Genomic DNA, 22,973 nt, shown 5'->3' with positions numbered 1-22,973 from the left:
CCCTTCGGACCGACCTCTCCCCGCCGGGGAGAGGTGAAGTCCGCGCCAGCGCCGCCATCCGCGCGGCCGCCGCCATGTCGCGCCAGCGGAGGGCGCGGCGCGCCTCGGCCTCGGAATCGGCGCCCCAGAGCTCGGCGTTCCATGCCTCGTCGACCTCCGCGGCCTCCCAGGCGGCCGCCGCCGTGAAACGGCCGCGCAACACTCCGAGCGCGATCAGGGCGGAGCCGGTCAGCGTCGTCATCGTGCTGAGCGCGGCCAGCACGAACGGATCGTCGCGCGGGGTCGCCCGGTCGACCGCCGCAAGCGTCTCCTCCGGCTGGCCGACGAACATCACGCCCTCGGCCAGCATGAAGCGGGCGCCGAGTTCTTCCCGGGCGAAGGCGAGCACCGGGTCCCATAGCTCGCTCTGCCGTGCGACAAGGCGCTCGGGACCTTCCGCCCGATAGCAGACAAGGTCGCTGCCGGCATATTTCACGATCTCGGCCGCGACCGCCTCGGCCTCCTGCGCGACGCCGTCGATCGCGACATTGGCGAGGCGGGTGAGCGGCATGGTCGACGGGTCGATGGCCTCGCCCTGCGCGCGCCATTCCTCGGCGACCGCCTCGGCCAGGGCAGCCGTCGGCAGCGCGAGCGGCGCCCTGGCCGGGGTGCGGGCGTGGCGCCCGTCGAGTGCGATTGCAAATCCTTCAGCCGTCACAATGACCTGCGCTTCCTTGTAGAAGCGCTTCGGCAAAGAAGCGGTCGCGGCCTTCGCCCCGTCGCTCACGCCGCGTCCGCCGGATCCACGAGGCGGAGCGCGGGAATAAGCTCTGCGAAGGACGACAGCACCCGCTCGGCGCCGGCCGCGAACAGCCGGTCCTGCGCGTGATAGCCCCAGGACACCCCGATCGCCCTGGCGCCCGCGGCGCGCGCCATCGCCATGTCGAAGCTGGTGTCGCCCACCACCACGGCCTGCTCCGCGGGCACGCCCGCCTCGACGCAGGCTTGATGAACCATCGCGGGATGCGGCTTCGAGGGCGCGTCGTCTGCCGACTGGGTGGTGACGAAGTGGCGTTCCAGCCCGAAGCGCGCGACCAGGCGTTCGACGCCGCGCCGCGAATTGCCGGTGGCGAGGCCGAGCAGGACGTCTTCGCGGGCGACAAGCGCATCGAGGACATCCGCGGCGCCCGGATAGAGCCCGGACTCGTCCGGCGCGTGGGCGAGGCCTTGCCGAAAGCTCTCCTTGAACGCCTCGCCGATCGCCTCGCGCGGATGATCGGGCGCCTCGCGCGACAGCTCCGCCACGGCTTCCGCGACCGACAGCCCGACGACGCCCACGATGGCGCGCCGGCTCGGCGGAGCCAGGCCGTGCGACTCATAGGCCGTGGTCATCGCCGCCACGATCGCGCGCTGGCTGTCCAGCAGCGTGCCGTCGACGTCGAAGATCACCAGCAATGGCGGGGAGAGCGATGCCATGCCCTGACCTAGCCTGCGGGCCGCCGACCGCACAAGACCATGGCGGCGCGGCCGCGCGCCCTAGATCACGTGCTTCATCAGGAGCGTCGAAAACATGGCGAACGCGAAAGCCAAAACGAGGACCGGCGGCGAGACGCCGTCGCTGCGCATGGTCGCCGCCGGCATGCGGGACGTCGAGGCCGGCGAGGCGCCAGAAAAGGTGCTTGCGTGGCTTGGAGTGAAAGAGGACGAGTTCGCGCGCCTATCCAAGGTCGTGCTCGCGCGCCGACGACCCAGGCGCGTCGGGCAGATCCCGCTCGTGTTCCACGACCCCTCGGCCTCCAAGGGACAGATCCGCGAGGACGTCTCGGCCATAGCTGCGATCGGCGAGGGCGAAAGCCTCTGGGTCGGCGCCGACGAGGGCGCCTCGCTCGAAAGGCTGACAGTCGAGCGCGACAAGACGGGGCGGGTCGTCGGCTTCGGCAGGCACGTCCGGTACGATCTCCACGATTTCTTCGACTTTCCGAACGGCGTCGAGCAGGAAGCGGACATCGAAGGCCTTGCGGTGGCCGACGGCTTCCTCTGGGTCGTGGGCTCGCACAGCCTCAAGCGCAAGAAGCCGGGCGGCGGCGACACGACCGAACAGGCGCTGGACAAGCTCACCCATGTCGAGCAGGAGGCGAACCGCTTCCTGCTCGGCCGCATTCCGCTCATCGCCGGCGACCGGCCGGGGGTTCCGACGCTCGCTGCGGCCGCGCCGGCGCTCGATGGCGGCAAGCGCGACCGCCGCGCCGGCGCACTCAGGATGACGTCGAAGGGCAGCGCGCTGTCGAAACATCTCCACAAGGACGAGCATCTCGGCCCGTTCATGGCGATCCCGTCCAAGGACAACGGGCTCGACGTCGAGGGCATGGTGGTGGTGAAGGACCGCATCTTCCTCGGCTTGCGAGGCCCGGTCCTGCGCGGCTGGGCCACCATCTTGGAGATGAAGTTCAACGCGAAGAAGAGCGGGCGGCTGAAGCTCAAGAAATTCGAGGACGGCGACCTGATCCGCCGCCATTTCCTCGACCTCGACGGGCTCGGCGTCAGGTCGCTGCTGGTCGACGGCCAGGATCTCGTGATCCTCGCCGGTCCCACAATGGACCTCGACGGGCCCGTGCGGCTCTATCGCTGGCGCGGCGGACTCGGCGCGCAGGACTCTTCCGTCGCGCCCCGCGAGACGGTCGAGCGGACGCTCGATCTGCCCTTCGGCCCCGGCGACGAACACGCCGAGGGCGCGACCATGGTGCGGATGGAGCCGGGCGCGCGGCCCGTCCTGCTCGTCGCCTACGACACGCCGGCCCGCGCGCGACTGCTCAAGGGCGGCGGCGTGCTCGCGGACCTGTTCGAGGCCCCGGAGCCGCTGTGAGGCCTCAGTCCTCCGGCGCGTCGACGATCGGGTCGTAGCGCGAGGCGTCGAAGCCGAGCAGGCTCCAGGACTGCGCCATGTGCGGCGGCAGCGGCGCCGAGACGTCGAGGACGTTGCCGGACGGCAGCGGCAAAACCAGCCGGCGGGCGAGCAGGTGCAGCCGGTTCTGCAGCCCGCCGGGCAATTCCCAGTTCTCGACGTTGAAATATTTCGGATCGCCCACGATCGGGTGGCCGATATGCGCGCAATGGGCGCGCAGCTGGTGCGTGCGGCCGGTCACCGGCTTGAGCGACAGCCAGGACAGCTTGTGCCCGGCATGGTCCACGACAGCGTAATAGGTTAGCGCGTGGCTCGCGCCGTCGTCGCCGTGCTCGGCGACCATCATGCGCTCGCCGGCCGGCCCGTCGCCCTCGCCTTTCGCGAGATAGGTCGAGATGCGGCCCTGCCGGACGCGCGGCACGCCCGGGACCAGCGCCCAATAGACCTTGCGGGCGAAGCGCGAGCGAAAGGCGCGGGCGAGCTCGGAGGCCGCGAGCCTTGTCTTCGCCACCACCAGGACGCCGGCCGTGTCCTTGTCGATGCGGTGCACGAGGCGAGGCTTCTGGCCGTCGCGGTCGCGTAAGCTCGCCAGCATGCCGTCGACATGCCGCGTCATGCCGGAGCCGCCCTGCACCGCGAGCCCGAAGGGCTTGTTGAGGACCAGCACGTCGCGGTCCTCGTGCAGCGTCATCGCCTTCAGCTCGCGCGCGTCGCGGTCGTCAATCTCCGGGCGGCGGACGGCCGGCTTGGCCACTCCGCCCTCGCCTTCGCTCTCGTCCTTCAGCGGCGGCACTCGCACCGTCATTCCGGCGGAGAGCCGGGTCGCGGTCTTGGCGCGGGCGCCGTCGACGCGGATCTGGCCGGTGCGGCAGAGCTTCTGGAGATGGCCGAAGGCGAGCGCCGGGAAGCGCTCCTTGAACCAGCGGTCGAGCCGCATGCCCTCTTCCGCGGCGCGCACCGGGATCGACTGCACGCCGGCCGACTTGCCCGGCAGCGACGGCAAAGGCTTCGCGGTCTCGAGGCGGACCTCGTCCTTCGGATTCACGGCCGGCCGCGGCTTGGCGGGCGCGCGGAACTGGCCGTCCGCCGCCTTCTTCGCCGCGGCGCGGGTCGGGCGCCCGTCGGGACGGCGAGCGCCGAAGATCGAGCCTCCTCGTTTGGACGCGCCGCGGGGCCCGCGGGCTGGTGCTTTGGACATCGGACTTCAGTCTTTCCGGCGCGACAGGCGCGAGCATGCGCCTGGAGAACGCTCTCCACTATCCCAGCGCGCGTCCGAGCGCGAGGCCGGCGACGACCGCGCCGATCGACAGCGCGACCGAGGCCGCCACATAGGCCGCGGCGAGCCCGGGCTGACCTCTCTCCCACAGCATGACGGCGTCGAGCGAAAAGGCCGAGAAGGTGGTGAAGCCGCCCAGCACGCCGGTCATCAGGAAGAGCTTGATCTCGGGCGGCGCCTCGACCTTCAGCGCGAGAAACGCCGCGAGCAGACCCATGACGAGGCCGCCCACGACGTTCACGGTCAGCGTGCCCCACGGAAAGCCGAACCCGAAGGCTCGCATCGTCGCGACATTGACGCCGTAGCGCGCGACCGAGCCGAGCGCGCCGCCAAGCGCGACGAAGAAGACCGGGATCATGGGCGACGCCGAGAGAGGGGATCGCGCCGCGCGTCGACGCCGGCAATGACGTCAACCAAGTCCGAAGTCGCGTCGATCCGGTAAACGACGACGAGCGGCGTGCCGGGCACGTACAGCGTCCGGTCCGGCCTCCCCGCCTCGATCGCGCCGATCTCTGGAAAATCGGTCAACTGGTTCAAACGATCCTGCACTCTCGAGATCATGGCGCGGGCGACCACGGGATTGCGCGCAACGTACCAATCGCGAATGCGGCGAAGATCGTCGAGCGCCTCCTCACGGAGCCCAACATTCACGAGAGGGCTTCACGGAAGAACGCCGCCACGTCCTCGTCGCTTGCATAACGTACGTCAGCGGAAAGCCGCCGGTCGACCTCAGCCCAGTCGGAAGCCGAGAGCCGTGACCCGTCGCCATCGCCGAAGTCGACGAGTTTTTCGAGCAGCCTGGCGATCTCGTCCTGGCGGACGGCGGGCAGTCGGCTGACCTTGTCCAGAATCGCGTCGAGGGATTTCGTCATCTGGCTTCGCCCCGCAGAGAGCAGACTGGTCTCCGTCACCGCGCCATTCACTCGAAGTCAATGAAGACGCCATTTGAATCGTATCATGCCGTCGGACGGCCAAACCACCTCACCCGCGCTCCGCCCTCAGTTTCGCCCAGTATTCCAGCCGCTTCCGGAGTTCGCGCTCGAAGCCGCGGTCGGGCGGGTCGTAGAAAGCGCGGCGGCCCATCGCCTCGGGGAAGTAGTCCTGGCCCGAGAAGGCGTCGGGCGCATCATGGTCGTAGTCGTAACCCGAACCGTAGCCTTCCTGTTTCATGAGCTTGGTCGGCGCGTTGAGGATGTGCTTGGGCGGGACGAGGGAGCCGTGCTCCTTGGCCGCCGCCCGCGCGCGCTTGTAGGCGACATAGACCGCGTTCGACTTCGGCGCGGTGGCGAGGTGGACCACGCACTCCGCCAGCGCGAGCTCGCCCTCGGGCGTGCCGAGCTGCTCATAGGCGTCGCGGGCGGCGATCGCCACCACGAGCGCCTGCGGATCCGCGAGGCCGATGTCCTCCGAGGCCATCCGGATCAGGCGGCGGGCGAGATAGAGCGGGTCCTCGCCCGCGTCGAGCATTCGCGCGAGCCAGTAGAGCGCGGCGTCGGGGTCCGAGCCGCGAACCGATTTATGCAGCGCCGAGATCAGATTGTAGTGGCCGTCCGCGGATTTGTCGTAGATCGGCGCGCGGCGCTGCACGACCTCCTGGACGCGCTCGGCGTCGAAGACCTCGCCTTTCCGCGCCGCCCGCCAGATCTCCTCCGACAGCGTGAGCGCCGCGCGGCCGTCGCCGTCGGCCATGCGGATCAAGGCGGCGCGGGCGCCCGCGTCGAGCGGCAGTCCCCTGCCCTCGATGGCTTCGGCGCGTGACAGCAGCTTTTCGAGCGCCTCGGCGTCGAGCGATCGGAACACCAGCACGCGGGCGCGCGACAGAAGCGCGGCGTTCAGCGCGAAGGACGGGTTCTCGGTCGTCGCGCCGACCAGCGTGACCGTGCCGTCCTCCATGACGGGGAGGAACGAGTCCTGCTGGGCCTTGTTGAAGCGGTGGATCTCATCGACGAACAGCAGCGTGCCGCGGCCGGTCTGCCGGCGCGCGCGGGCGGCGTCGAACACCTTCTTGAGATCCGCGACGCCGGAGAAGATCGCCGAAATCGGCTCGAAGGCGAGGTCGGTCGCGTCGGCGAGCAGCCGGCCGACGGTCGTCTTGCCCGTGCCGGGCGGTCCCCAGAAGATCAGGCTGCCGAGCGATCCGGCCTCGACCAGGCGGCCGAGCGCGCCGTCGGGGCCGAGCAGATGCTCCTGCCCGATGACCTCGCCGAGCGTCTTGGGCCGAAGCCGATCTGCGAGCGGCCGCGGGGCGTCGCGCTCGAGGCCAGCCGCTTCGAAGAGGTTCGCCATGGTACTTAAAACACGCTCGTCACGAGTTGCCCGTCGCGCTCGATCGTGACCTTCCAGTAGCCCTGCCGGCCGCCCTTTTCCGAGACCCGCTCGAGCTCGCGCGCGTCAGGAACGCGCGCGCCGTTGACCTCGCGGACGACGTCGCCTTTCTGGAAGCCGAGGCGCTCGGCGATCGAGCCGCTCGCGACTTCGGCCACCACCACGCCCTTCAAATCGGAGCGCAGCGACATCTCCTCGGCGAGCGCGGGGGAGAGGTTCGCGACCGTCGCGCCCGTGAAGGGCGATTCGCCGCCGATGGTGCGCTGGTCGCGCGGCGGGATTTCCGGCGCGGCCGCGAGCGCGACCTTCAGGTCCCGCGGCTTGCCCTGCCGCTGCACCGTCACCGTCGCCTGCCCGCCGATCGGCCGCGTGGCGAAGCGGAACGAGAAGCCTTCGACGTCGTCGACCGGACGGCCGTCCACGGCGGTGACGAGATCGCCCTGCTCGACGCCGGCGCTCGCGGCGGGCGAGCCCTTGGCGACGCCCGCCACCAGCGCGCCGCCCGGGTGCTTCATCCCCATGCTCTCGGCGATCTCGGCGGTGACGCTCTGCAGATCCGCGCCGAACCAGGGTCGCGTGACGGATTTCGAGCCTGAGCGGGCCGAAGACACCACGACCTGGACCATGTTGGAGGGGATCGCGAAGCCGATGCCGACCGAGCCGCCGGACTGCGAGAAGATCGCGGTGTTGATGCCGATCAGGCGGCCGTCGAGGTCCACCAGCGCGCCGCCCGAATTGCCCGGATTGATGGCGGCGTCGGTCTGGATGAACGACTGGAAATCCCCGACCCCGACCTGCGTGCGCGCAAGCGCCGAGACGATGCCGGAGGTCACGGTCTGGCCGACGCCGAAGGGGTTGCCGACCGCGAGCACAAGGTCCCCGATCGCCAGCGCGTCGGAGTCCGCGAAGCGCAGCCAGGGAAACTTCTCTCGGCCGTCGCCGATCTTGAGCACCGCGAGGTCGGTGCGGGTGTCCTTGAGGATCAGCTTCGCCGGGAATTCGCGCTTGTCGGAGAGCGCGACGCGCATCTCCGTCATGCCCTCGACCACATGGTTGTTGGTCACCACGAGCCCGTCGTCCGAGACGATGGCGCCGGAACCGAGCGAGCGCTGCACCCGGTCCTGCGGCAAAGGCCCGCCATCGCCGAAGAACTGGCGGAAGAACGGGTCGTCGAGGATCGGGTTGCGCCGCCGCCGCTCGGTGCGGGTCGCATAGATGTTGACTACCGCGGGCGTCGTCTGCGCCACCACGGGCGCGAAGGAGAGCTTGATCTCCTGCCGGCTCTCGGGGAGGCGGCGCTCCTGGGCGTCGGCCGGAGCCGCGGCCGAGAGTGCGATGGCGGCTCCGATCAGAGCCGTGGCGATGCGCATGAGACGATCCCTGACGATACCTTGGCGATCACGCGGACATTCGCAAATATAGTGCGGGATCGCCCGACTTGGGCGGCCTTTCCGGTCCTCCGGTCCCCATGAGGAGCATGGCTATGAAGACGATCGTCCTGCTGATCGGTCTCGCCTGCGTCGCGGCCGGCCTTCTGTGGATCGGCCAGGGGCTCGGCGTGATCGCCTGGCCGCGGGAAAGCTTCATGATCAACGACATCGAGTGGACCTGGTACGGCGCAGGCCTCGCGCTGGTCGGCGCTGTTATGATCGTCTTGTCGCGACGGTGAGGCGAACTCCGCGCTGCAGGGCAGGCGACTGACGTTGCGCCGCCTGCGCCCCTCATCTGGCCGCTTCGCCGCCGCCTTCTCCGCAAGAGGGAGAGGAAAAACGAAAAGCGGCCGTCTCCGGCCGCTTCCCGTCAGATCCTCGTGCGGCGCATGAAGCTTAAGCCGCTTCGGCGGCCTCGGCGCGCTCGCGGTCGGCCTTGCCCTTGGCGTCGACGTCACGGTCGACGAACTCGATCACCGCGACGGCCGCGTTGTCGCCATGGCGGAAGCCCGCCTTGATGATGCGCAGATAGCCGCCCGGACGCTCCTTGTAGCGCGGCGCGATCACGTCGAAGAGCTTCTGCACCGTCGGAACGTGGCGGAGCTCCGCGATCGCGAGGCGGCGGGAGTGCAGGTCGCCGCGACGGGCGAGCGTCACCAGCTTCTCGACCACGGGACGCAGGTCCTTGGCCTTCGGAAGCGTCGTGACGATCTGCTCGTGCTCGATCAGCGACTGGGCGAGGTTGGCGAACATCGCCTTGCGGTGGCTCTGAAGCCGGTTGAAGCGGCGTCCCCGCCGGCCGTGCATCGACATTTTTCTTCTCCTCGGACCGGGACCTCGGAGGGCCCGCCGGTCTCCGACCTCAGTAGTGTTCTTCGAAACGCTTGGCGAGTTCGTCGATGTTGTCCGGCGGCCAGCCGCCGACCTCCATGCCGAGGTGCAGGCCCATCTGGGCGAGCACTTCCTTGATCTCGTTCAGCGACTTGCGGCCGAAGTTCGGGGTGCGGAGCATCTCGGCTTCGGTCTTCTGGATGAGGTCGCCGATATAGACGATGTTGTCGTTCTTCAGGCAGTTGGCCGAGCGCACGGAGAGCTCGAGCTCGTCGACCTTCTTGAGCAGCGCCGGGTTGAAGGCGAGCTCGGGGATCGAGGACGGCGCCTGCTCTTTCTTGGGCTCCTCGAAGTTCACGAAGACTTCGAGCTGGTCCTGCAGGATGCGCGCCGCGTACGCGACCGCGTCCTCGGGCGTGATCGAACCGTTGGTCTCGACGTTCAGCGTCAGCTTGTCGAAGTCGAGGTTCTGGCCCTCGCGGGTGCTCTCGACGCGGTACGAGACCTTCTTGACCGGCGAATAGAGGCTGTCGACCGGGATGAGGCCGATCGGCGCGTCCTCGGGCCGGTTGCGGTCGGCCGGCACGTAGCCCTTGCCGGTGTCGACCGTGAACTCCATGCGGATCTCCGCGCCCTCGTCCAGCGTGCAGAGCACCAGGTCGGGGTTCAGGATCTGGACGTCGCCCACCACCTGGATGTCGCCGGCGTGCACTTGGCCGGGGCCCTGCTTGCGCAGCACCATCCGCTTCGGGCCTTCGCCCTGCATCTTGATCGCGACGTCCTTGATGTTGAGGACGATGTCGGTCACGTCCTCGCGGACGCCCGGAATCGACGAGAACTCGTGCAGCACGCCGTCGATATGCACCGAGGTGACGGCCGCGCCCTGCAACGAAGACAAGAGAATCCGGCGCAGCGCGTTGCCGAGGGTGAGGCCGAATCCGCGCTCGAGCGGACTCGCGACCATCGTGGCGCTCTGCTTGCCGTCGTGGCCGGCCGAGACTTCGAGCTTGTTCGGCTTAATAAGGTCTTGCCAGTTTTTCTGGATCACTTGAGTGCATCCTTCGTCAGTCGCCGCGGGCCGCCCTCGCCCGGCGGATGAGGCTCGCCGCAAAGCGCGGGGGCCGAAACGGGCATGCGCCCCGGAGCGTCGGGGCGCATCAGTCCAAACGCGACGTCAGACGCGCCGGCGCTTGCGCGGCCGGCAGCCATTGTGCGGGATCGGGGTCACGTCGCGGATCGACGTCACCATGAAACCCGAGGCCTGCAGCGCGCGGAGCGCCGACTCGCGGCCCGAGCCCGGCCCGCGGACCTCGACCTCGAGGGTGCGCATGCCGTGCTCGGCGGCCTTCTTCGCGGCATCCTCGGCGGCGACCTGCGCCGCATAGGGGGTCGACTTGCGCGAGCCCTTGAAGCCCTGCGAGCCCGCCGACGACCACGACACCGTGTTGCCCTGGGCGTCGGTGATGGTGATCATCGTGTTGTTGAAGGTGGCGTTCACATGCGCGACGCCGGACGCGATGTTCTTGCGTTCGCGACGGCGAATGCGCTGGGCTTCCTTGGCCATTTGGCTCTCGATCCTTCAGGCGCGCCCGTAATGCCAGGCGCTCGGGACAAAAGGCGCCGCCGGACCAGCCGGCGGCGCGAACGAATTACTTCTTCTTGCCGGCGATCGGCTTCGCCTTGCCCTTGCGGGTGCGGGCGTTGGTGTGCGTGCGCTGGCCGTGGACCGGAAGGCCGCGGCGGTGGCGCAGGCCCCGATAGCAGCCGAGGTCCATCAGGCGCTTGATGTTCATCGCGACGTCACGGCGCAGGTCACCCTCGACCATATAATCGCGGTCGATCGTCTCGCGGATCTGGATGACCTCGGCGTCGGTCAGCTGGTTGACGCGACGCTCGGCCGGGATCTGGACCTTCTCGCAGATCTCGCCCGCCTTCTTGGCGCCGATGCCATGAATGTACTGAAGCGCGATGACGACGCGCTTGTTCGTCGGAATGTTGACGCCGGCGATGCGGGCCATTCTTCTCTCCTCCATATCGGCCGGACCGAAGACCGGCGGGTCGGGCGCGCGTCCGGTGGAGGCCGGCCCTTGCGCGCAAGATGCTGAAACGCCGAAAAGAGACCGCACGGCGATATGCCCGCGTCTCCGCTTGCTTTCGGTGAAGGCGTGCGCGTAGCCCTTTGGGGCGGCGGCGTCAACCCCAAAAGCGCCACGACTCCAGGTAAGATCGCCGATCGGTGCGAATCGCCTCAGGCGACCGCCTTCAGGGCGTCGTCGATTTCCTGTGCCACCTCGTCGATCGGGCGCATGCCGTCGATCTTGGCGTGCAGGCCCTTGGCCTCGTAGAACGGCCGGAGCTGGCTCGTGACGGCCCTGAAATCCGCGATCCGCTTGCGGACCGTTTCGGGCGCGTCGTCGGGGCGCAGCGGCTTGCCGGCCGCGGCGGCCTCGCGGGCCCGGCGCTCGACGCGCTCGAGCAGCGCGTTCTCGTCGACCACGAGTTCGATCACCGCGTCGAGCTTGAGGTTCTTCTCGTCGAGCATCCGGTCGAGCGCCTCGGCCTGCGCCAGCGTGCGCGGAAAGCCGTCGAGGATGAAGCCGTTATGCGCGTCCTGCTGGACGATTCGCTCCGCCACGACGCCGACCACGAGACTGTCCGGGCAGAGCTCGCCGCGCGCCATGCGATCCTTCGCCTCGAGCCCGACCGGCGTCTCGGCCGCGACCGCCGCCCGCAGCATGTCGCCGGTCGAGAGCTGCACGATGCCGTGCTTCTCGACCAGCCGCTCGGCCTGCGTTCCCTTGCCGGCGCCAGGCGGTCCGAGCAGGATCAATCTCATCTGCGTTTCCCTCGAAGCTTGGCCTTCTTGATGAGGCCCTCATACTGCGCGGCGTAGAGATGTCCCTGAACCTGCGCGACCGTGTCCATCGTAACCGACACAACGATCAGCAGCGAAGTCCCGCCAAAGTAGAATGGCACGGCGGCGTAGGAGATCAAAATCTCGGGAATCACGCAGACCAGCGCGATGTAGGCGGCGCCGACGACCGTGATCCGAGTCAGCACATAGTCGATATATTCGGCGGTGCGCTCGCCCGGACGGATGCCGGGAATAAAGCCGCCATACTTCTTCAGGTTGTCGGCCGTCTCCTTCGGGTTGAAGACGATCGCGGTGTAGAAGAACGAGAAGAACACAATCAGCGCGACATAGAGCGCCATGTACAGCGGCCGACCATGGGCCAGATAGGCCGTGATGCTGGTGAGCCAGCCGGCGGCCTGACCTTGCGCCGAGAAGTTTGCGATCGTGGTCGGCAGCAGCAGAAGCGACGAGGCGAAGATCGGCGGGATGATGCCCGCGGTGTTGAGCTTGAGCGGCAGATGCGAGCTCTCGCCGCCGGTCATCCGGTTCTGGCTGACCTGTCGCTTCGGATACTGGATCAGCAGCCGGCGCTGCGCCCGCTCCATATAGACGATGAAAGCGATCACGACGATTGCCATGGTGATGACGCCGAGGATCAGCGCCGTCGACAGAGCGCCCTGGCGGTTGAGCTCGAGCGTGCCGGCGACAGCCGAAGGCAGCTCGGCCACGATGCCGGCGAAGATGATGAGCGAGATGCCGTTGCCGATGCCGCGCGCAGTGATCTGCTCGCCGAGCCACATCAGGAACATCGTGCCGCCGGTCAGCGTGATGACCGTCGAGATCTTGAAGAACCAGCCAGGATCGACCACGACGTTCGCCTGGCCTTCGAGGCCGACCGCGATGCCGTAGGCCTGCACGGCCGCGAGCGCAACGGTGCCGTAGCGGGTGTATTGGTTGATGACCTTGCGGCCCTGCTCGCCCTCTTTCTTGAGGGCTTCGAGGTGCGGCGAGACCGAGGTCATCAGCTGCACGATGATCGAGGCGGAGATGTAGGGCATGATGGCGAGCGCGAAGATCGCCATGCGGCCGACCGCGCCGCCCGAGAACATGTTGAACAGGCCGATGATGCCCGTCGACTGCTGGCGGAACACCTCCGCGAGCGCGCTCGGATTGATGCCCGGCATCGGGATGTAGGTGCCGAGCCGGTAAATGATCAGCGCGCCGAGCGTGAACCAGATGCGCTTCTTGAGTTCGCTCGCCTTCGAGAAGGCCGAGAAGTTGAGATTGGCGGCGAGCTGCTCAGCGGCGGAAGCCATTTACGCCCTCATGGTCGGACAAACCGAACGACGCCCCCAAGGGTCGCATGGCCCCCGGAGGCGTCGCGCGTCGTTAGATAGGCGCTTCAGGCCGCGTCCGCATCCGCCTTGGGGGCGGGCGCGAGCAGCGTCACCTTGCCGCCGAGCTTCTCGATCGCGTCCGCGACCGTCTTCGACACGGCCCAGACCTCGAGGTCCAGCTTGGTCTTCAACTCGCCGCGACCCAGCACCTTCACGCCGTCGCGCTTCTTCGACAGCACGCCGGCCTCGACCAGCGCCTCTTCGGTCACCGGCTTCGAGGCGTCGAGCTTCTTGGCGTCGACGGCCTGCTGCAGGCGTGCGAGGTTCACCTCGTTGAGGTCCTTGGCGAAGATGTTGGTGAAGCCGCGCTTCGGCAGACGACGATAGAGCGGCATCTGGCCGCCCTCGAACTGCTTGATCGCGACGCCGGTGCGGGACTTCTGACCCTTCACGCCGCGGCCGCCGGTCTTGCCCTTGCCGGAGCCGATGCCGCGGCCGACGCGCATCCGGTTCTTGGTGGCGCCGGGATTGTCGTGGAGCTCGTTGAGTTTCATCTTGTCTCTCCCGGCCTTACGCTTCGACGCGCACGAGATGCGCGACCTTGGCGATCATGCCGCGCACGGCCGGCGTGTCGGTCAGTTCGCGACGCTTGCCGATGCGGCCGAGGCCGAGCCCGACCAGCGTCTGCTGCTGGTCGAACGGACGGCGGGTCGACGAGCCGGTCTGCACGACCGTCACGACGTCGCCCTTCGGCGCCTTCTTTGCGCGCGGCTTCGGCGCGGCCTTGGCCCCGCTCTTCACCGCTTCCTTGCGCACGGCCTTCTTCGCGGCCTTGCGGACCTGGCCCTTATTGGCCGGCTTCTTGGCGCGCGCCGGAGCGTCGCCCTTGGCCTCGGCCTTGGGCGCAGCCTTCTCCGCCGCAGCCTTCGGAGCCGCCTTCTTCCCAGCAGCCTTCGTCTCGTCGGCGGCTGCGGCCTTCTTGTCGTCCTTGTCGGCCATTGTCAGCCTCCTTCAAACCTTGAGATCAGCCTTCGGCGACCGCGTCGGCGTCGACGTCGCGGCGGCGGGCCTGGAGCGTCGAGACCTTGAGGCCACGGCGCGCCGCGACCGAGCGCGGCGAATCCTCGGCCTTCAGCGCATCGAAAGTCGCGCGCACCATGTTGTACGGGTTCGAGGAGCCGAGCGACTTCGCGACGACGTCATGGACGCCGAGCGTCTCGAACACGGCGCGCATCGGGCCGCCGGCGATGATGCCGGTGCCGGCCGGCGCCGCGCGCAGCACGACGCGGCCCGCGCCGTGGCGGCCGTCGACGTCATGATGCAGCGTCCGGCCCTCGCGGAGCGGCACGCGGATCAGGCCGCGCTTGGCGCTCTCGGTCGCCTTGCGGATCGCCTCCGGCACCTCGCGGGCTTTGCCGTGACCGAAGCCCACGCGGCCCTTCTGGTCGCCCACGACCACGAGCGCGGCGAAGCCGAAGCGACGTCCGCCCTTCACCACCTTGGCGACGCGGTTGATGTGGACCAGCTTGTCGACGAACTCGCTGTCCTCGCGGTCGCGATCGCGGCGGTTCTCTCTGGGCTCACGAGCCATGTTCTATTTCCTCTCGCCTCGAGCGGGCTTCAGAAGTTGAGCCCGCCCTCACGGGCGGCCTCGGCCAGGGCCTTGACCCGGCCGTGATAGATGTACGACCCGCGGTCGAACACGACGTCCTTGACGCCGGCCGCGGCGGCGCGCTCGGCCACCAGCTTGCCGACGGCGGCCGCGGCGGCCATGTCGGCGCCGGTCTTGCTCTCGGCCTTGAAGCCCTTGTCGAGCGTCGAGGCCGAGGCGATCGTCACGCCTTTCGAGTCGTCGATGATCTGCGCGTAGATCTGCTTCGACGAACGGTACACCGACAGGCGCGGACGCCCACCCGCCGCGGCGCGAAGCGCGCGGCGCACGCGCGCCCGGCGGCGCGCCTCAGTCGCAAGATTCTTCGCCATGGCGCGTCGTCCTTACTTCTTCTTGCCTTCCTTGCGGAAGATGAACTCGCCCGCATATTTCACGCCCTTGCCCTTGTAGGGCTCGGGCCGGCGGAAATCACGGATCTCTGCAGCCACCTGACCGACCCGCTGGCGATCGACGCCAGTGATCGTCACTTCCGTGGGCTTGCCCGCGACGATCTGGATCCCGTCCGGGATCGGGTAGATCACGTCGTGGCTGTAGCCGAGGGCCAGCACCAGGTTCTTGCCCTGGACCGACGCACGGTAGCCGACGCCCGTGATCTCGAGCTTCTTCTCGAACCCCTTGGTGACGCCCTCGACGAGGTTCGACACCATGGTCCGGGACATGCCCCACATCGAGCGCGCCCGCTTGGTCTCTTCCCGCGGCGTGACCGTGAGCTTGCCGTCCTTGAACTCGAGGACGACGTCGTCATGCGCCCGGAAGGCGAGCTCGCCCTTCGGACCCTTGACCTTGACGTTCTGACCGTCGACCGCCGCGGTGACGCCCGACGGCACGTCGATCGGCTTCTTGCCGATGCGCGACATGATCGCTCTCCTAATTCCGAACCGAAAAACCCTCTGCCGGCGTCTTTAGAAGACGCGGCAGAGGATCTCCCCGCCCACGTTGTTGTCGCGGGCGTCGTGATCCGCCATCACGCCCTTCGGCGTGGAGAGGATCGAGATGCCGAGGCCGTTCGCCACGCGCGGCAGGTTGTTCACCGAAGCGTAGACCCGGCGGCCCGGCTTCGAGACGCGCTGCAGTTCGCGGATGACGGGCGCGCCGTCATAATATTTCAGCTCGATCTCGAACTCGGTCCGCCCATTGGCGAGCTCGGTCTGCGTGTAGCCGCGGATGTAGCCTTCCGCCTGCAGCACGTCGAGGACGTGCTGGCGGAGCTTCGAACCCGGCGTCGAGCAGGTCGTCCTGTTCCGCATATGCGCGTTGCGGATGCGCGTCAGCATATCGCCGAGGGGGTCGTTCACAGCCATTTTCCCCTCCTCACCAGCTCGACTTCAGGAGACCCGGAACCAGGCCCTTCGAGCCCAGCTCACGGATCGCGATGCGCGAAATGCCGAGCTTGCGGTAATACGCGCGGGGACGGCCGGTGACGTCGCACCGGTTGCGGATGCGGGTCTTCGAGCCGTTCCGCGGCATTTCCGCGAGCTTCAGGCGGGCCGCGAACCGATCCTCGAGGTCGAGGTTCGGGTTCTTGGCGATCGCCTTCAGCTCGGCGCGCTTGGCGGCGAAGCGGGCGACCAGCTTGCGGCGACGTTCGTTCTTCTCGACCGCGCTTTTCTTAGCCATGCGATCCTCCCGTCACTGCCTGAAGGGGAAGTTGAAGGCGCGCAGCAGAGCGCGCGCCTCGTCGTCAGACTTCGCCGTCGTGCAGACGATGACGTCCATGCCCCAGACCTGATCGATCTTGTCGTACTCGATCTCGGGGAACACGATGTGCTCCTTGATGCCCATGGCGTAGTTGCCGCGGCCATCAAAGCTCTTCGGGTTCAGGCCGCGGAAGTCCCGGACGCGCGGCAGCGCGATCGTGACCAGCCGGTCCAGGAAGTCGTACATGCGGGCGCGCCGCAGCGTGACCTTGCAGCCGACCGATTGCCCCTCGCGGAGCTTGAAGGTCGCGATCGAGGTCCGGGCCTTGGTGATCACCGGCCGCTGGCCGGCGATCTTGGCGAGCTCGCCGGCCGCGTTCTGGGCCTTCTTGGAGTCCGCCACGGCCTCGCCGACGCCCATGTTCAGCACGATCTTCTCGATCGACGGAACGGCCATCGGGTTCTTGTAGCCGAACTCCTCGATGAGCTGGGCCCGCACCACGTCGTCATAATGCCGCTTCATGCGCGGCGTGTAGGCGGCCTCAGCCATCGATCCGCTCCCCGGACCGCGCAGCGACGCGGACCTTCGTCTGGTTCGCGCCTTCGCCTTCGATCTTGAAGGAGACGCGCGTCGGCTTGCCGTCCTTCGGGTCGGCGAGCGCGATGTTCGAGAGATGGATGGCGGCCTCCTTGCGGATGATGCCGCCTTCCTGGTTCTGGGTCTGGCGCTGGTGCTTCATCACGACGTTGACGCCCTGCACGACGGCGCGCGTCTCCTTCGGGAGCACCTTCAGCACCTCGCCGGTCTTGCCCTTGTCCTTGCCGGCCAGGACCACGACCTTGTCGCCCTTGCGGATCTTGGCGGCCATCACAGCACCTCCGGCGCAAGCGAGATGATCTTCATGTGGTTCTTGGCGCGCAGCTCGCGCGGAACCGGGCCGAAGATGCGCGTGCCGACCGGCTCTTTCTGATTGTTGATCAGAACGGCGGCGTTGCGGTCGAAGCGGATCACCGAGCCGTCCATGCGGCGGATGTCCTTGGCGGTGCGCACGACGACCGCCTTCATGACGTCGCCCTTCTTCACGCGGCCGCGGGGGATCGCCTCCTTCACCGACACCACGATGATGTCGCCGACGGCGGCGTAGCGGCGGCCGGCGCCGCCCAGAACCTTGATGCACATCACGCGCTTGGCGCCGCTGTTGTCAGCGACGTCAAGATTGCTCTGCATCTGAATCATGGCCTTAAGCCTTCTCGATTACGCCCGGACCGGTATCCGCTTGGTCTAGCGGACCTCGCCCGGCGGGCCGTTTCAGATGTCGCTCACTCGGTGGGCGGCGGGGCGGAAGCGTCGGGATCGACCGACGCGTCGGGCCTCACGACCCATCTCTTCAGCCGCGAGATCGGGCGGCTCTCCTCGATCCACACAAGATCCCCGACCTTGAAGGTCTGGTCCTCGTCATGGGCGTGGTAGTGCTTGGTCCGGCGGACCGTCTTCTTCAGCAGCGGATGCGTGAAGCGGCGCTCCACCTTGACCACGACGGTCTTGGCGTTCTTGTCGGAAATCACGGTCCCGAGCAGGACTCTCTTCGGCATCTCGGTCCCTCCTCAGGCTTTCGCGGCGGCTTCGCCGCGCTTGGTGGTCGCGACGGTGCGCACCCGGGCGATGTCGCGCCGGATGAGCCTTACGCGGGCGGTGTTCTCGAGCTGGCCCGTGGCCTTCTGGAAGCGCAGGTTGAACTGCTCCTTCTTCAGCTTCACGAGCTCGTCGTCGAGCTGATCCGGCGTCATCGCGCGGTAGTCCTGAGCCTTGGTCATCGTCTCAAGCTCCTCACTCGGCCACGCGCTGGACGAAACGGGTCCGGATCGGCAGCTTCGCGGCCGCGAGCGTCAGCGCCTGGCGAGCGACGTCGAGCGGCACGCCGTCGATCTCGAACATGATGCGGCCGGGCTTCACCTTGGCGGCCCAGAACTCGTTCGCGCCCTTGCCCTTGCCCATACGGACTTCGGTCGGCTTCTTCGAGACCGGCACGTCCGGGAAGACGCGGATCCAGACGCGGCCGGCGCGCTTCATGTGGCGGGTCAGCGCGCGGCGGGCGGCCTCGATCTGGCGCGCGGTGACGCGCTCCGGCTCGAGGGCCTTCAGGCCGTAGGCGCCGAAGTCCAGCTCGAATCCGCCCTTCGCGGCGCCGCTGATGCGGCCCTTGAACTGCTTGCGGAACTTGGTCTTCTTCGGTTGCAGCATGGCTTAACTCCTCGCGGCCCCGCTCACGCGTGGTCGCGGCGGGACGGACGGCCGCCCTCGCCTTCGTTCAGGCGGCGGTCCTGAGCCATCGGGTCGTGCTCCATGACCTCGCCCTTGAAGATCCAGACTTTGACGCCGCAGGTGCCCATCGCGGTCTTGGCGGTCGCGACGCCGTAGTCGACGTCGGCGCGCAGCGTGTGCAGCGGCACCCGGCCCTCGCGGTACCATTCCGTGCGAGCGATCTCGGCGCCGCCGAGACGGCCCGCGCAGTTGATGCGGATGCCCTCGGCGCCAAGGCGCATCGCCGACTGGACGGCGCGCTTCATCGCCCGGCGGAACGCCACGCGGCGCTCGAGCTGCTGGGCGATCGACTCCGCGACCAGCGTCGAGTCGATCTCGGGCTTGCGCACCTCGACGATATTGATGTGCACCTCCGACGAGGTCATCGAGCTGACCTTCTTGCGAAGCTTCTCGATGTCCGCGCCCTTCTTGCCGATCACGATGCCCGGACGCGCCGAATAGATCGACACGCGGCACTTCTTGTGCGGCCGCTCGATGACGATCTTGGAGACCGCCGCCTGCTTCAGGTCCTTGAGCAGGGCGTCGCGGATCGCGACGTCCTCCTTGAGGAGCTTGCCGTACTCGCCCTTGCTCGCGAACCAGCGCGAATCCCAGGTGCGGTTGATGCCGAGCCGAAGCCCGATCGGGTTGACCTTGTGACCCATCGTCTTCTCCTCAGGCCTTCGCCGCCTGCGCCTCGACCTGACGAACGACGATCGTCAGGTGCGAGAACGGCTTCTGGATCGTGCCCACGCGGCCGCGGGCGCGCGGCGAGAACCGTCGCATCACGATCGACTTGCCCACGAAGGCCTCCGAGACGATCAGGTCGTCGACGTCGAGATCGTGGTTGTTCTCGGCGTTGGCGATCGCGCTCTCGAGCGTCTTCTTCACCTGGCCGGCGATCCGCTTGCGCGAGAAGGTCAGGTCGGCGAGCGCCGTCTCGACCTTCTTGCCGCGGATCATCTGGGCCACGAGGTTCAGCTTCTGCGGCGAGATCCGGACCATGCGCAGCACGGCCTTGGCCTCGTTCTCGGGAAGCGCGCGCTTGGCGGCTGGCTTGCCCATGTCCTTACTTCCTCTTGGCCTTCTTGTCCGCCGCGTGACCGTAGAAGGTGCGCGTCGGAGCAAATTCGCCGAGCTTGTGGCCGATCATCTCTTCAGAGACCGACACGGGGATGTGCTTCTGGCCGTTGTAGACCCCGAAGGTGAGGCCCACGAACTGCGGCAGGATCGTCGAGCGGCGGCTCCAGGTCTTGATGACCTCGGAACGGGTCGACGAACGCGCGGCGTCCGCCTTCTTCAGCAGGTACCCGTCGACGAAGGGGCCCTTCCAGACTGAACGAGACATTGTCGGGCTCCCTTACTTCTTCTTCCGGGCGTGCCGGCTCGAGGCGATGAACTTGTCGGTCGCCTTGTTCGAGCGGGTGCGCTTGCCCTTGGTCGGCTTGCCCCAGGGGGTGACCGGGTGACGGCCGCCCGAGGTGCGGCCTTCGCCGCCGCCATGCGGATGATCGACCGGGTTCATGGTGACGCCGCGGTTGTGCGGGCGACGGCCGAGCCAGCGCGAACGGCCGGCCTTGCCGAGGCTGATATTGGCGTGGTCCGGGTTCGACACCGCGCCGACCGTGCCAAAGCACTGGCCGTGGACGAGGCGCTGCTCGCCGGACGACAGGCGCAGCGTCACATAGCCCTGATCGCGCGCGACGATCTGGCCGTAGGAGCCGGCCGAGCGCGCGATCTGGCCGCCGCGGCCGATCTTGATCTCGACATTGTGGACGATCGTGCCGACCGGCGCGACGCCGAGCGGCATCGCGTTGCCGGGCTTCACGTCGACCTGCGCGCCCGAGACGACCGTGTCGCCGACGTTCAGGCGCTGCGGCGCGAGGATGTAGGCGAGCTCGTCGTCGGCGTAGCGGATGAGCGCGATGAAGGCCGAGCGGTTCGGGTCGTACTCGATCCGCTCGACGGTCGCCGGCACGTCCACCTTCCGGCGCTTGAAGTCGATCAGCCGGTAGGTCCGCTTGTGGCCGCCGCCGCGGAAGCGGACGGTGACGCGGCCATGATTGTTGCGGCCGCCGGAGGACTTGAGGCCCTCGGTGAGCTGCTTGACCGGCTTGCCCTTGTAGAGCGCCGAGCGGTCGACGATCACCAGCTGGCGAAGGCTCGGGGTGATCGGATTGTAAGTCTTGAGCGCCATCTCAGAGCCCCGTCGTCACGTCGATGGAATGGCCTTCGGCGAGCGTCACGATCGCCCGCTTCTGATCGCCCTGACGGCCGAGGCGACCGCGGAACCGCTTCTCCTTGCCCTTGCGGACAAGCGTGTTCACGCTCACGACCTTGACGTCGAAGAGCTTCTCGACCGCCGCCTTGATCTGCGGCTTGGTGGCCGTGTCCGAGACCTTGAACACGACCTTGTTCTGCTCGGACGCGTAGGTCGCCTTCTCGGTGATGATCGGCGAGCGGATGACGTCGTAGTGGCGCAGATCGGTCATTTGAAGCGCGCCTCCAGCGCATCGATGGCCGCCTTGGTCAGGACCAGGGTGTCGCGGCGGAGGATGTCGTAGACGTTGATGCCCTGGACGGGCAGCACGTCGACCGTGTGGATCGCGCGGGCCGCGAGCTTCACGTTGGAGTCGACCTCCGACCCGTCGACCACGAGCGCGTTCGAGAAGCCGAGCTTGGCGATCTCGGCCAGGAACGACTTGGTCTTGGCCTCGCCGAGCGTGAAGCTGTCGAGCACGACGATCTGGCTGTCCTTGGCCTTGGCCGACAGCGCGTGCTTCAGGCCGAGCGCCCGCACCTTCTTCGGCAGGTCGTGCTCATGGGAGCGCACGACCGGGCCGAAGGCGCGTCCGCCGCCGCGGAACTGCGGCGCGGAGGCCTGCGCGTGGCGCGCTCGGCCGGTGCCCTTCTGCTTATACATCTTCTTGCCCGTGCGGGCGATGTCCGAGCGGCCGAGCGTCTTGTGGGAGCCGACCTGCCGCTTGGCGAGCTGCCAGCGCACGACGCGGTGCAGGATGTCCACGCGGGGCTCGAGCCCAAAAATGTCATCGGACAAGGTGACCGTGTCGCCCGACTTGCCGTCGGCCTTGGTGATCGCGATCTCGACCATCACGCGGTCTCCTCGGCGGAAGCTTCAGGGGCCGCCGGCTCGGCCGGGGTCTCGGCGGCCGCATTCGACGACTGGCCGTTCGAGGCGTCGCGCTCGCGGAACTTGCCCGGCATCGGAATGCCGTCCGGCAAGCGGGTCTTGACGGCGTCGCGCACCAGGATCCAGCCGCCCTTGACGCCCGGAACCGCGCCCTCGACGAGGATCAGCCCGCGCTCCGGATCGGTCGAGACGACCTTGAGGTTCTGCGTGGTGACCCGCTCGTCGCCGAGATGGCCGGCCATCTTCTTGTTCTTGAAGACCTTGCCGGGATCCTGACGGCCGCCGGTCGAACCGTGCGAACGGTGCGAGATCGACACGCCGTGGGTGGCGCGCAGGCCGCCGAAGTTCCAGCGCTTCATGGCGCCGGCGAAGCCCTTGCCGGTCGAGGTGCCGGTGACGTCGACGCGCTGGCCGGCGACGAAGTGATCGGCGGTGAGCTCGGCGCCCACCGGGATCACGGCGTCGTCCGAGACGCGGAACTCGACGAGCTTGCGCTTGGGCTCGACCTCGACCTTGGCGAAGTGGCCGCGCTCGGCGCGCGTCACGTTCTTCGGCTTGCGCGAGCCGGCTCCGAGCTGGAGCGCCACATAGCCGTTCGCCTCGACCGTACGGTGGCCGACGACCTGGCACTGGTCGACCTTGAGCACGGTCACGGGAACATGCTCGCCGGCGTCCGTGAAGACGCGGGTCATGCCCAGCTTCTGTGCGATTAATCCGGACCGCATGTGCGTCGTCCTTACCTATCGATTCCGATCAGAGCTTGATCTCGACGTCGACGCCGGCGGCGAGGTCGAGCTTCATCAGCGCGTCCACGGTCTGCGGCGTCGGGTCGACGATGTCCAAGAGCCGCTTATGGGTGCGGATCTCGAACTGCTCGCGGCTCTTCTTGTCGACGTGGGGCGAGCGGTTCACCGTGAACTTCTCGATCCGCGTCGGAAGCGGAATTGGGCCGCGCACCTGCGCGCCCGTCCGCTTCGCCGTCGACACGATCTCGCGGGTCGAGGTGTCGAGGATGCGGTGGTCGAACGCCTTGAGGCGGATCCGGATGTTCTGGCCGTTCATGGTCTTAACCGTCTCCACGGGGACTGAGGCGGCCGGCTCGCCGGCCAGCCTCGCCCACGTCAGGGAAGCTCAAATCACTCGATGATGGTTGCGACGACGCCTGCGCCGACGGTGCGGCCGCCTTCGCGGATCGCGAAGCGCAGCTTCTCCTCCATCGCGATTGGAACGATCAGCTCCACCGTCATCGCGATGTTGTCGCCCGGCATCACCATCTC

38 protein-coding genes are annotated in these 22,973 nt (G+C 68.0%); 2 read left to right on the top strand and 36 right to left on the bottom strand.

Features of this window, described 5'->3' with window-relative positions; genetic code table 11:
• Nucleotides 1–766, bottom strand: a 766-nt coding sequence (locus tag EK403_RS02435; RefSeq protein WP_128776179.1) for an ATP12 family chaperone protein, incomplete at its 3' end; no start/stop codon positions are given.
• Nucleotides 763–1,455 (bottom strand): HAD-IA family hydrolase, encoded by a 693-nt coding sequence (locus EK403_RS02430; protein WP_128775928.1) that lies wholly within the window; start codon nucleotides 1,453–1,455, stop codon nucleotides 763–765. The genes EK403_RS02430 and EK403_RS02435, both read right to left, overlap by 4 nt.
• A gap of 94 nt (nucleotides 1,456–1,549) precedes the next feature.
• Between EK403_RS02430 and EK403_RS02425 the strand changes: the two genes are divergently transcribed.
• A complete protein-coding gene (locus tag EK403_RS02425; protein WP_128775927.1) occupies nucleotides 1,550–2,842 on the top strand; it encodes a DUF3616 domain-containing protein in 1,293 nt (430 codons plus the stop codon).
• 4 nt (nucleotides 2,843–2,846) lie between these two features.
• On the opposite strand, the gene EK403_RS02420 is transcribed toward EK403_RS02425, so the two are convergent.
• From EK403_RS02420 to EK403_RS02395, 6 genes are all read right to left on the bottom strand, one after another.
• Nucleotides 2,847–4,079 (bottom strand): RluA family pseudouridine synthase, encoded by a 1,233-nt coding sequence (locus tag EK403_RS02420; protein ID WP_128775926.1) that lies wholly within the window; start codon nucleotides 4,077–4,079, stop codon nucleotides 2,847–2,849.
• A 58-nt stretch (nucleotides 4,080–4,137) separates the two neighbouring features.
• The gene (gene crcB / locus EK403_RS02415) at nucleotides 4,138–4,515 is read right to left on the bottom strand and encodes a fluoride efflux transporter CrcB (RefSeq protein WP_128775925.1); all 378 of its coding nucleotides are present in this window, start codon (nucleotides 4,513–4,515) and stop codon (nucleotides 4,138–4,140) included.
• Nucleotides 4,512–4,808 carry a type II toxin-antitoxin system RelE/ParE family toxin gene (locus tag EK403_RS02410; protein WP_128775924.1) on the bottom strand — a complete coding sequence of 99 codons (297 nt, stop codon included), beginning with the start codon at nucleotides 4,806–4,808 and terminating at the stop codon, nucleotides 4,512–4,514. Before EK403_RS02410 ends, crcB begins: the two co-directional genes overlap by 4 nt.
• The gene (locus EK403_RS02405) at nucleotides 4,805–5,029 is read right to left on the bottom strand and encodes a hypothetical protein (RefSeq protein WP_164919468.1); all 225 of its coding nucleotides are present in this window, start codon (nucleotides 5,027–5,029) and stop codon (nucleotides 4,805–4,807) included. Before EK403_RS02405 ends, EK403_RS02410 begins: the two co-directional genes overlap by 4 nt.
• Nucleotides 5,030–5,138: 109 nt before the next feature.
• Nucleotides 5,139–6,443, bottom strand: a complete 1,305-nt coding sequence (locus EK403_RS02400) for a replication-associated recombination protein A (RefSeq protein WP_128775922.1) — start codon at nucleotides 6,441–6,443, stop codon at nucleotides 5,139–5,141.
• Between the two features lie 5 nt (nucleotides 6,444–6,448).
• Nucleotides 6,449–7,852: a DegQ family serine endoprotease gene (locus EK403_RS02395; protein ID WP_128775921.1), complete on the bottom strand. Its 1,404-nt coding sequence runs from the start codon at nucleotides 7,850–7,852 to the stop codon at nucleotides 6,449–6,451.
• A 113-nt stretch (nucleotides 7,853–7,965) separates the two neighbouring features.
• On the opposite strand from EK403_RS02395, the gene EK403_RS02390 reads away from it, so the two are divergent.
• Nucleotides 7,966–8,151 carry a hypothetical protein gene (locus EK403_RS02390; RefSeq protein WP_128775920.1) on the top strand — a complete coding sequence of 62 codons (186 nt, stop codon included), beginning with the start codon at nucleotides 7,966–7,968 and terminating at the stop codon, nucleotides 8,149–8,151.
• A gap of 157 nt (nucleotides 8,152–8,308) precedes the next feature.
• Here the strand turns inward: EK403_RS02390 and rplQ are convergent, their stop codons facing one another.
• The 28 genes from rplQ to EK403_RS02250 all read right to left on the bottom strand — a co-directional run.
• On the bottom strand, nucleotides 8,309–8,725 hold the full coding sequence (gene rplQ, locus EK403_RS02385) for a 50S ribosomal protein L17 (RefSeq protein WP_128775919.1): 417 nt from the start codon (nucleotides 8,723–8,725) through the stop codon (nucleotides 8,309–8,311).
• Between the two features lie 49 nt (nucleotides 8,726–8,774).
• Nucleotides 8,775–9,791 carry a DNA-directed RNA polymerase subunit alpha gene (locus tag EK403_RS02380; protein ID WP_128775918.1) on the bottom strand — a complete coding sequence of 339 codons (1,017 nt, stop codon included), beginning with the start codon at nucleotides 9,789–9,791 and terminating at the stop codon, nucleotides 8,775–8,777.
• 126 nt (nucleotides 9,792–9,917) lie between these two features.
• Complete coding sequence (gene rpsK, locus EK403_RS02375) at nucleotides 9,918–10,307, bottom strand: 30S ribosomal protein S11 (protein WP_128775917.1); 390 nt, start codon at nucleotides 10,305–10,307, stop codon at nucleotides 9,918–9,920.
• An 85-nt stretch (nucleotides 10,308–10,392) separates the two neighbouring features.
• A complete protein-coding gene (gene rpsM / locus EK403_RS02370; protein ID WP_128775916.1) occupies nucleotides 10,393–10,761 on the bottom strand; it encodes a 30S ribosomal protein S13 in 369 nt (122 codons plus the stop codon).
• 230 nt (nucleotides 10,762–10,991) lie between these two features.
• Nucleotides 10,992–11,579 (bottom strand): adenylate kinase, encoded by a 588-nt coding sequence (locus EK403_RS02365; RefSeq protein ID WP_128775915.1) that lies wholly within the window; start codon nucleotides 11,577–11,579, stop codon nucleotides 10,992–10,994.
• A complete protein-coding gene (secY, locus tag EK403_RS02360; protein ID WP_128775914.1) occupies nucleotides 11,576–12,913 on the bottom strand; it encodes a preprotein translocase subunit SecY in 1,338 nt (445 codons plus the stop codon). The genes EK403_RS02365 and secY overlap by 4 nt, the downstream gene beginning before the upstream one ends.
• Before the next feature lie 86 nt (nucleotides 12,914–12,999).
• Entirely contained in the window at nucleotides 13,000–13,488 is a 489-nt protein-coding gene (gene rplO, locus EK403_RS02355; RefSeq protein WP_128775913.1) for a 50S ribosomal protein L15, read from the bottom strand.
• A gap of 16 nt (nucleotides 13,489–13,504) precedes the next feature.
• On the bottom strand, nucleotides 13,505–13,672 hold the full coding sequence (rpmD, locus tag EK403_RS02350; protein WP_206659472.1) for a 50S ribosomal protein L30: 168 nt from the start codon (nucleotides 13,670–13,672) through the stop codon (nucleotides 13,505–13,507).
• A gap of 286 nt (nucleotides 13,673–13,958) precedes the next feature.
• Nucleotides 13,959–14,525: a 30S ribosomal protein S5 gene (rpsE, locus tag EK403_RS02345; RefSeq protein WP_128775912.1), complete on the bottom strand. Its 567-nt coding sequence runs from the start codon at nucleotides 14,523–14,525 to the stop codon at nucleotides 13,959–13,961.
• A gap of 29 nt (nucleotides 14,526–14,554) precedes the next feature.
• Nucleotides 14,555–14,917, bottom strand: coding sequence for a 50S ribosomal protein L18 (gene rplR / locus EK403_RS02340; protein ID WP_128775911.1), 363 nt, complete (start codon nucleotides 14,915–14,917; stop codon nucleotides 14,555–14,557).
• Nucleotides 14,918–14,929: 12 nt separating this feature from the next.
• A complete protein-coding gene (rplF, locus tag EK403_RS02335; RefSeq protein WP_128775910.1) occupies nucleotides 14,930–15,463 on the bottom strand; it encodes a 50S ribosomal protein L6 in 534 nt (177 codons plus the stop codon).
• A gap of 45 nt (nucleotides 15,464–15,508) precedes the next feature.
• Complete coding sequence (gene rpsH / locus EK403_RS02330; protein WP_128775909.1) at nucleotides 15,509–15,907, bottom strand: 30S ribosomal protein S8; 399 nt, start codon at nucleotides 15,905–15,907, stop codon at nucleotides 15,509–15,511.
• A gap of 10 nt (nucleotides 15,908–15,917) precedes the next feature.
• Nucleotides 15,918–16,223 carry a 30S ribosomal protein S14 gene (rpsN, locus tag EK403_RS02325; RefSeq protein WP_128775908.1) on the bottom strand — a complete coding sequence of 102 codons (306 nt, stop codon included), beginning with the start codon at nucleotides 16,221–16,223 and terminating at the stop codon, nucleotides 15,918–15,920.
• Nucleotides 16,224–16,235: 12 nt separating this feature from the next.
• Nucleotides 16,236–16,793, bottom strand: a complete 558-nt coding sequence (rplE, locus tag EK403_RS02320; protein WP_128775907.1) for a 50S ribosomal protein L5 — start codon at nucleotides 16,791–16,793, stop codon at nucleotides 16,236–16,238.
• Nucleotides 16,786–17,112: a 50S ribosomal protein L24 gene (rplX, locus tag EK403_RS02315; RefSeq protein WP_128775906.1), complete on the bottom strand. Its 327-nt coding sequence runs from the start codon at nucleotides 17,110–17,112 to the stop codon at nucleotides 16,786–16,788. The genes rplE and rplX overlap by 8 nt, the downstream gene beginning before the upstream one ends.
• Entirely contained in the window at nucleotides 17,112–17,480 is a 369-nt protein-coding gene (gene rplN, locus EK403_RS02310; RefSeq protein WP_128775905.1) for a 50S ribosomal protein L14, read from the bottom strand. The genes rplX and rplN overlap by 1 nt, the downstream gene beginning before the upstream one ends.
• Before the next feature lie 83 nt (nucleotides 17,481–17,563).
• Nucleotides 17,564–17,836 carry a 30S ribosomal protein S17 gene (rpsQ, locus tag EK403_RS02305; RefSeq protein ID WP_128775904.1) on the bottom strand — a complete coding sequence of 91 codons (273 nt, stop codon included), beginning with the start codon at nucleotides 17,834–17,836 and terminating at the stop codon, nucleotides 17,564–17,566.
• Nucleotides 17,837–17,848: 12 nt separating this feature from the next.
• The gene (gene rpmC / locus EK403_RS02300) at nucleotides 17,849–18,058 is read right to left on the bottom strand and encodes a 50S ribosomal protein L29 (RefSeq protein ID WP_128775903.1); all 210 of its coding nucleotides are present in this window, start codon (nucleotides 18,056–18,058) and stop codon (nucleotides 17,849–17,851) included.
• A gap of 13 nt (nucleotides 18,059–18,071) precedes the next feature.
• Nucleotides 18,072–18,485, bottom strand: a complete 414-nt coding sequence (rplP, locus tag EK403_RS02295; protein ID WP_128775902.1) for a 50S ribosomal protein L16 — start codon at nucleotides 18,483–18,485, stop codon at nucleotides 18,072–18,074.
• A gap of 23 nt (nucleotides 18,486–18,508) precedes the next feature.
• Nucleotides 18,509–19,210, bottom strand: a complete 702-nt coding sequence (gene rpsC / locus EK403_RS02290) for a 30S ribosomal protein S3 (RefSeq protein ID WP_128775901.1) — start codon at nucleotides 19,208–19,210, stop codon at nucleotides 18,509–18,511.
• Nucleotides 19,211–19,220: 10 nt separating this feature from the next.
• A complete protein-coding gene (gene rplV / locus EK403_RS02285; protein WP_128775900.1) occupies nucleotides 19,221–19,610 on the bottom strand; it encodes a 50S ribosomal protein L22 in 390 nt (129 codons plus the stop codon).
• A 4-nt stretch (nucleotides 19,611–19,614) separates the two neighbouring features.
• Complete coding sequence (rpsS, locus tag EK403_RS02280; RefSeq protein WP_128775899.1) at nucleotides 19,615–19,893, bottom strand: 30S ribosomal protein S19; 279 nt, start codon at nucleotides 19,891–19,893, stop codon at nucleotides 19,615–19,617.
• Between the two features lie 12 nt (nucleotides 19,894–19,905).
• Entirely contained in the window at nucleotides 19,906–20,742 is an 837-nt protein-coding gene (rplB, locus tag EK403_RS02275; protein WP_128775898.1) for a 50S ribosomal protein L2, read from the bottom strand.
• Between the two features lies 1 nt (nucleotide 20,743).
• Nucleotides 20,744–21,037 (bottom strand): 50S ribosomal protein L23, encoded by a 294-nt coding sequence (locus EK403_RS02270; protein WP_128775897.1) that lies wholly within the window; start codon nucleotides 21,035–21,037, stop codon nucleotides 20,744–20,746.
• On the bottom strand, nucleotides 21,034–21,657 hold the full coding sequence (rplD, locus tag EK403_RS02265; protein ID WP_128775896.1) for a 50S ribosomal protein L4: 624 nt from the start codon (nucleotides 21,655–21,657) through the stop codon (nucleotides 21,034–21,036). The genes EK403_RS02270 and rplD overlap by 4 nt, the downstream gene beginning before the upstream one ends.
• Nucleotides 21,657–22,421, bottom strand: a complete 765-nt coding sequence (gene rplC / locus EK403_RS02260; protein ID WP_128775895.1) for a 50S ribosomal protein L3 — start codon at nucleotides 22,419–22,421, stop codon at nucleotides 21,657–21,659. The genes rplD and rplC overlap by 1 nt, the downstream gene beginning before the upstream one ends.
• A gap of 28 nt (nucleotides 22,422–22,449) precedes the next feature.
• A complete protein-coding gene (rpsJ, locus tag EK403_RS02255; RefSeq protein ID WP_020178162.1) occupies nucleotides 22,450–22,758 on the bottom strand; it encodes a 30S ribosomal protein S10 in 309 nt (102 codons plus the stop codon).
• A gap of 74 nt (nucleotides 22,759–22,832) precedes the next feature.
• The coding region (locus tag EK403_RS02250) for an EF-Tu C-terminal domain-related protein (RefSeq protein ID WP_487327320.1) at nucleotides 22,833–22,973 on the bottom strand (141 nt) is incomplete at its 5' end.

The sequence above is a fragment of the Hansschlegelia zhihuaiae genome, assembly GCF_004103825.1.
In the GTDB taxonomy this organism is placed as follows: domain Bacteria; phylum Pseudomonadota; class Alphaproteobacteria; order Rhizobiales; family Methylopilaceae; genus Methylopila; species Methylopila zhihuaiae.
The sequence above is the reverse complement of the archived record's forward strand: the minus strand, read 5'-3'. Positions and strand labels throughout refer to the sequence as shown.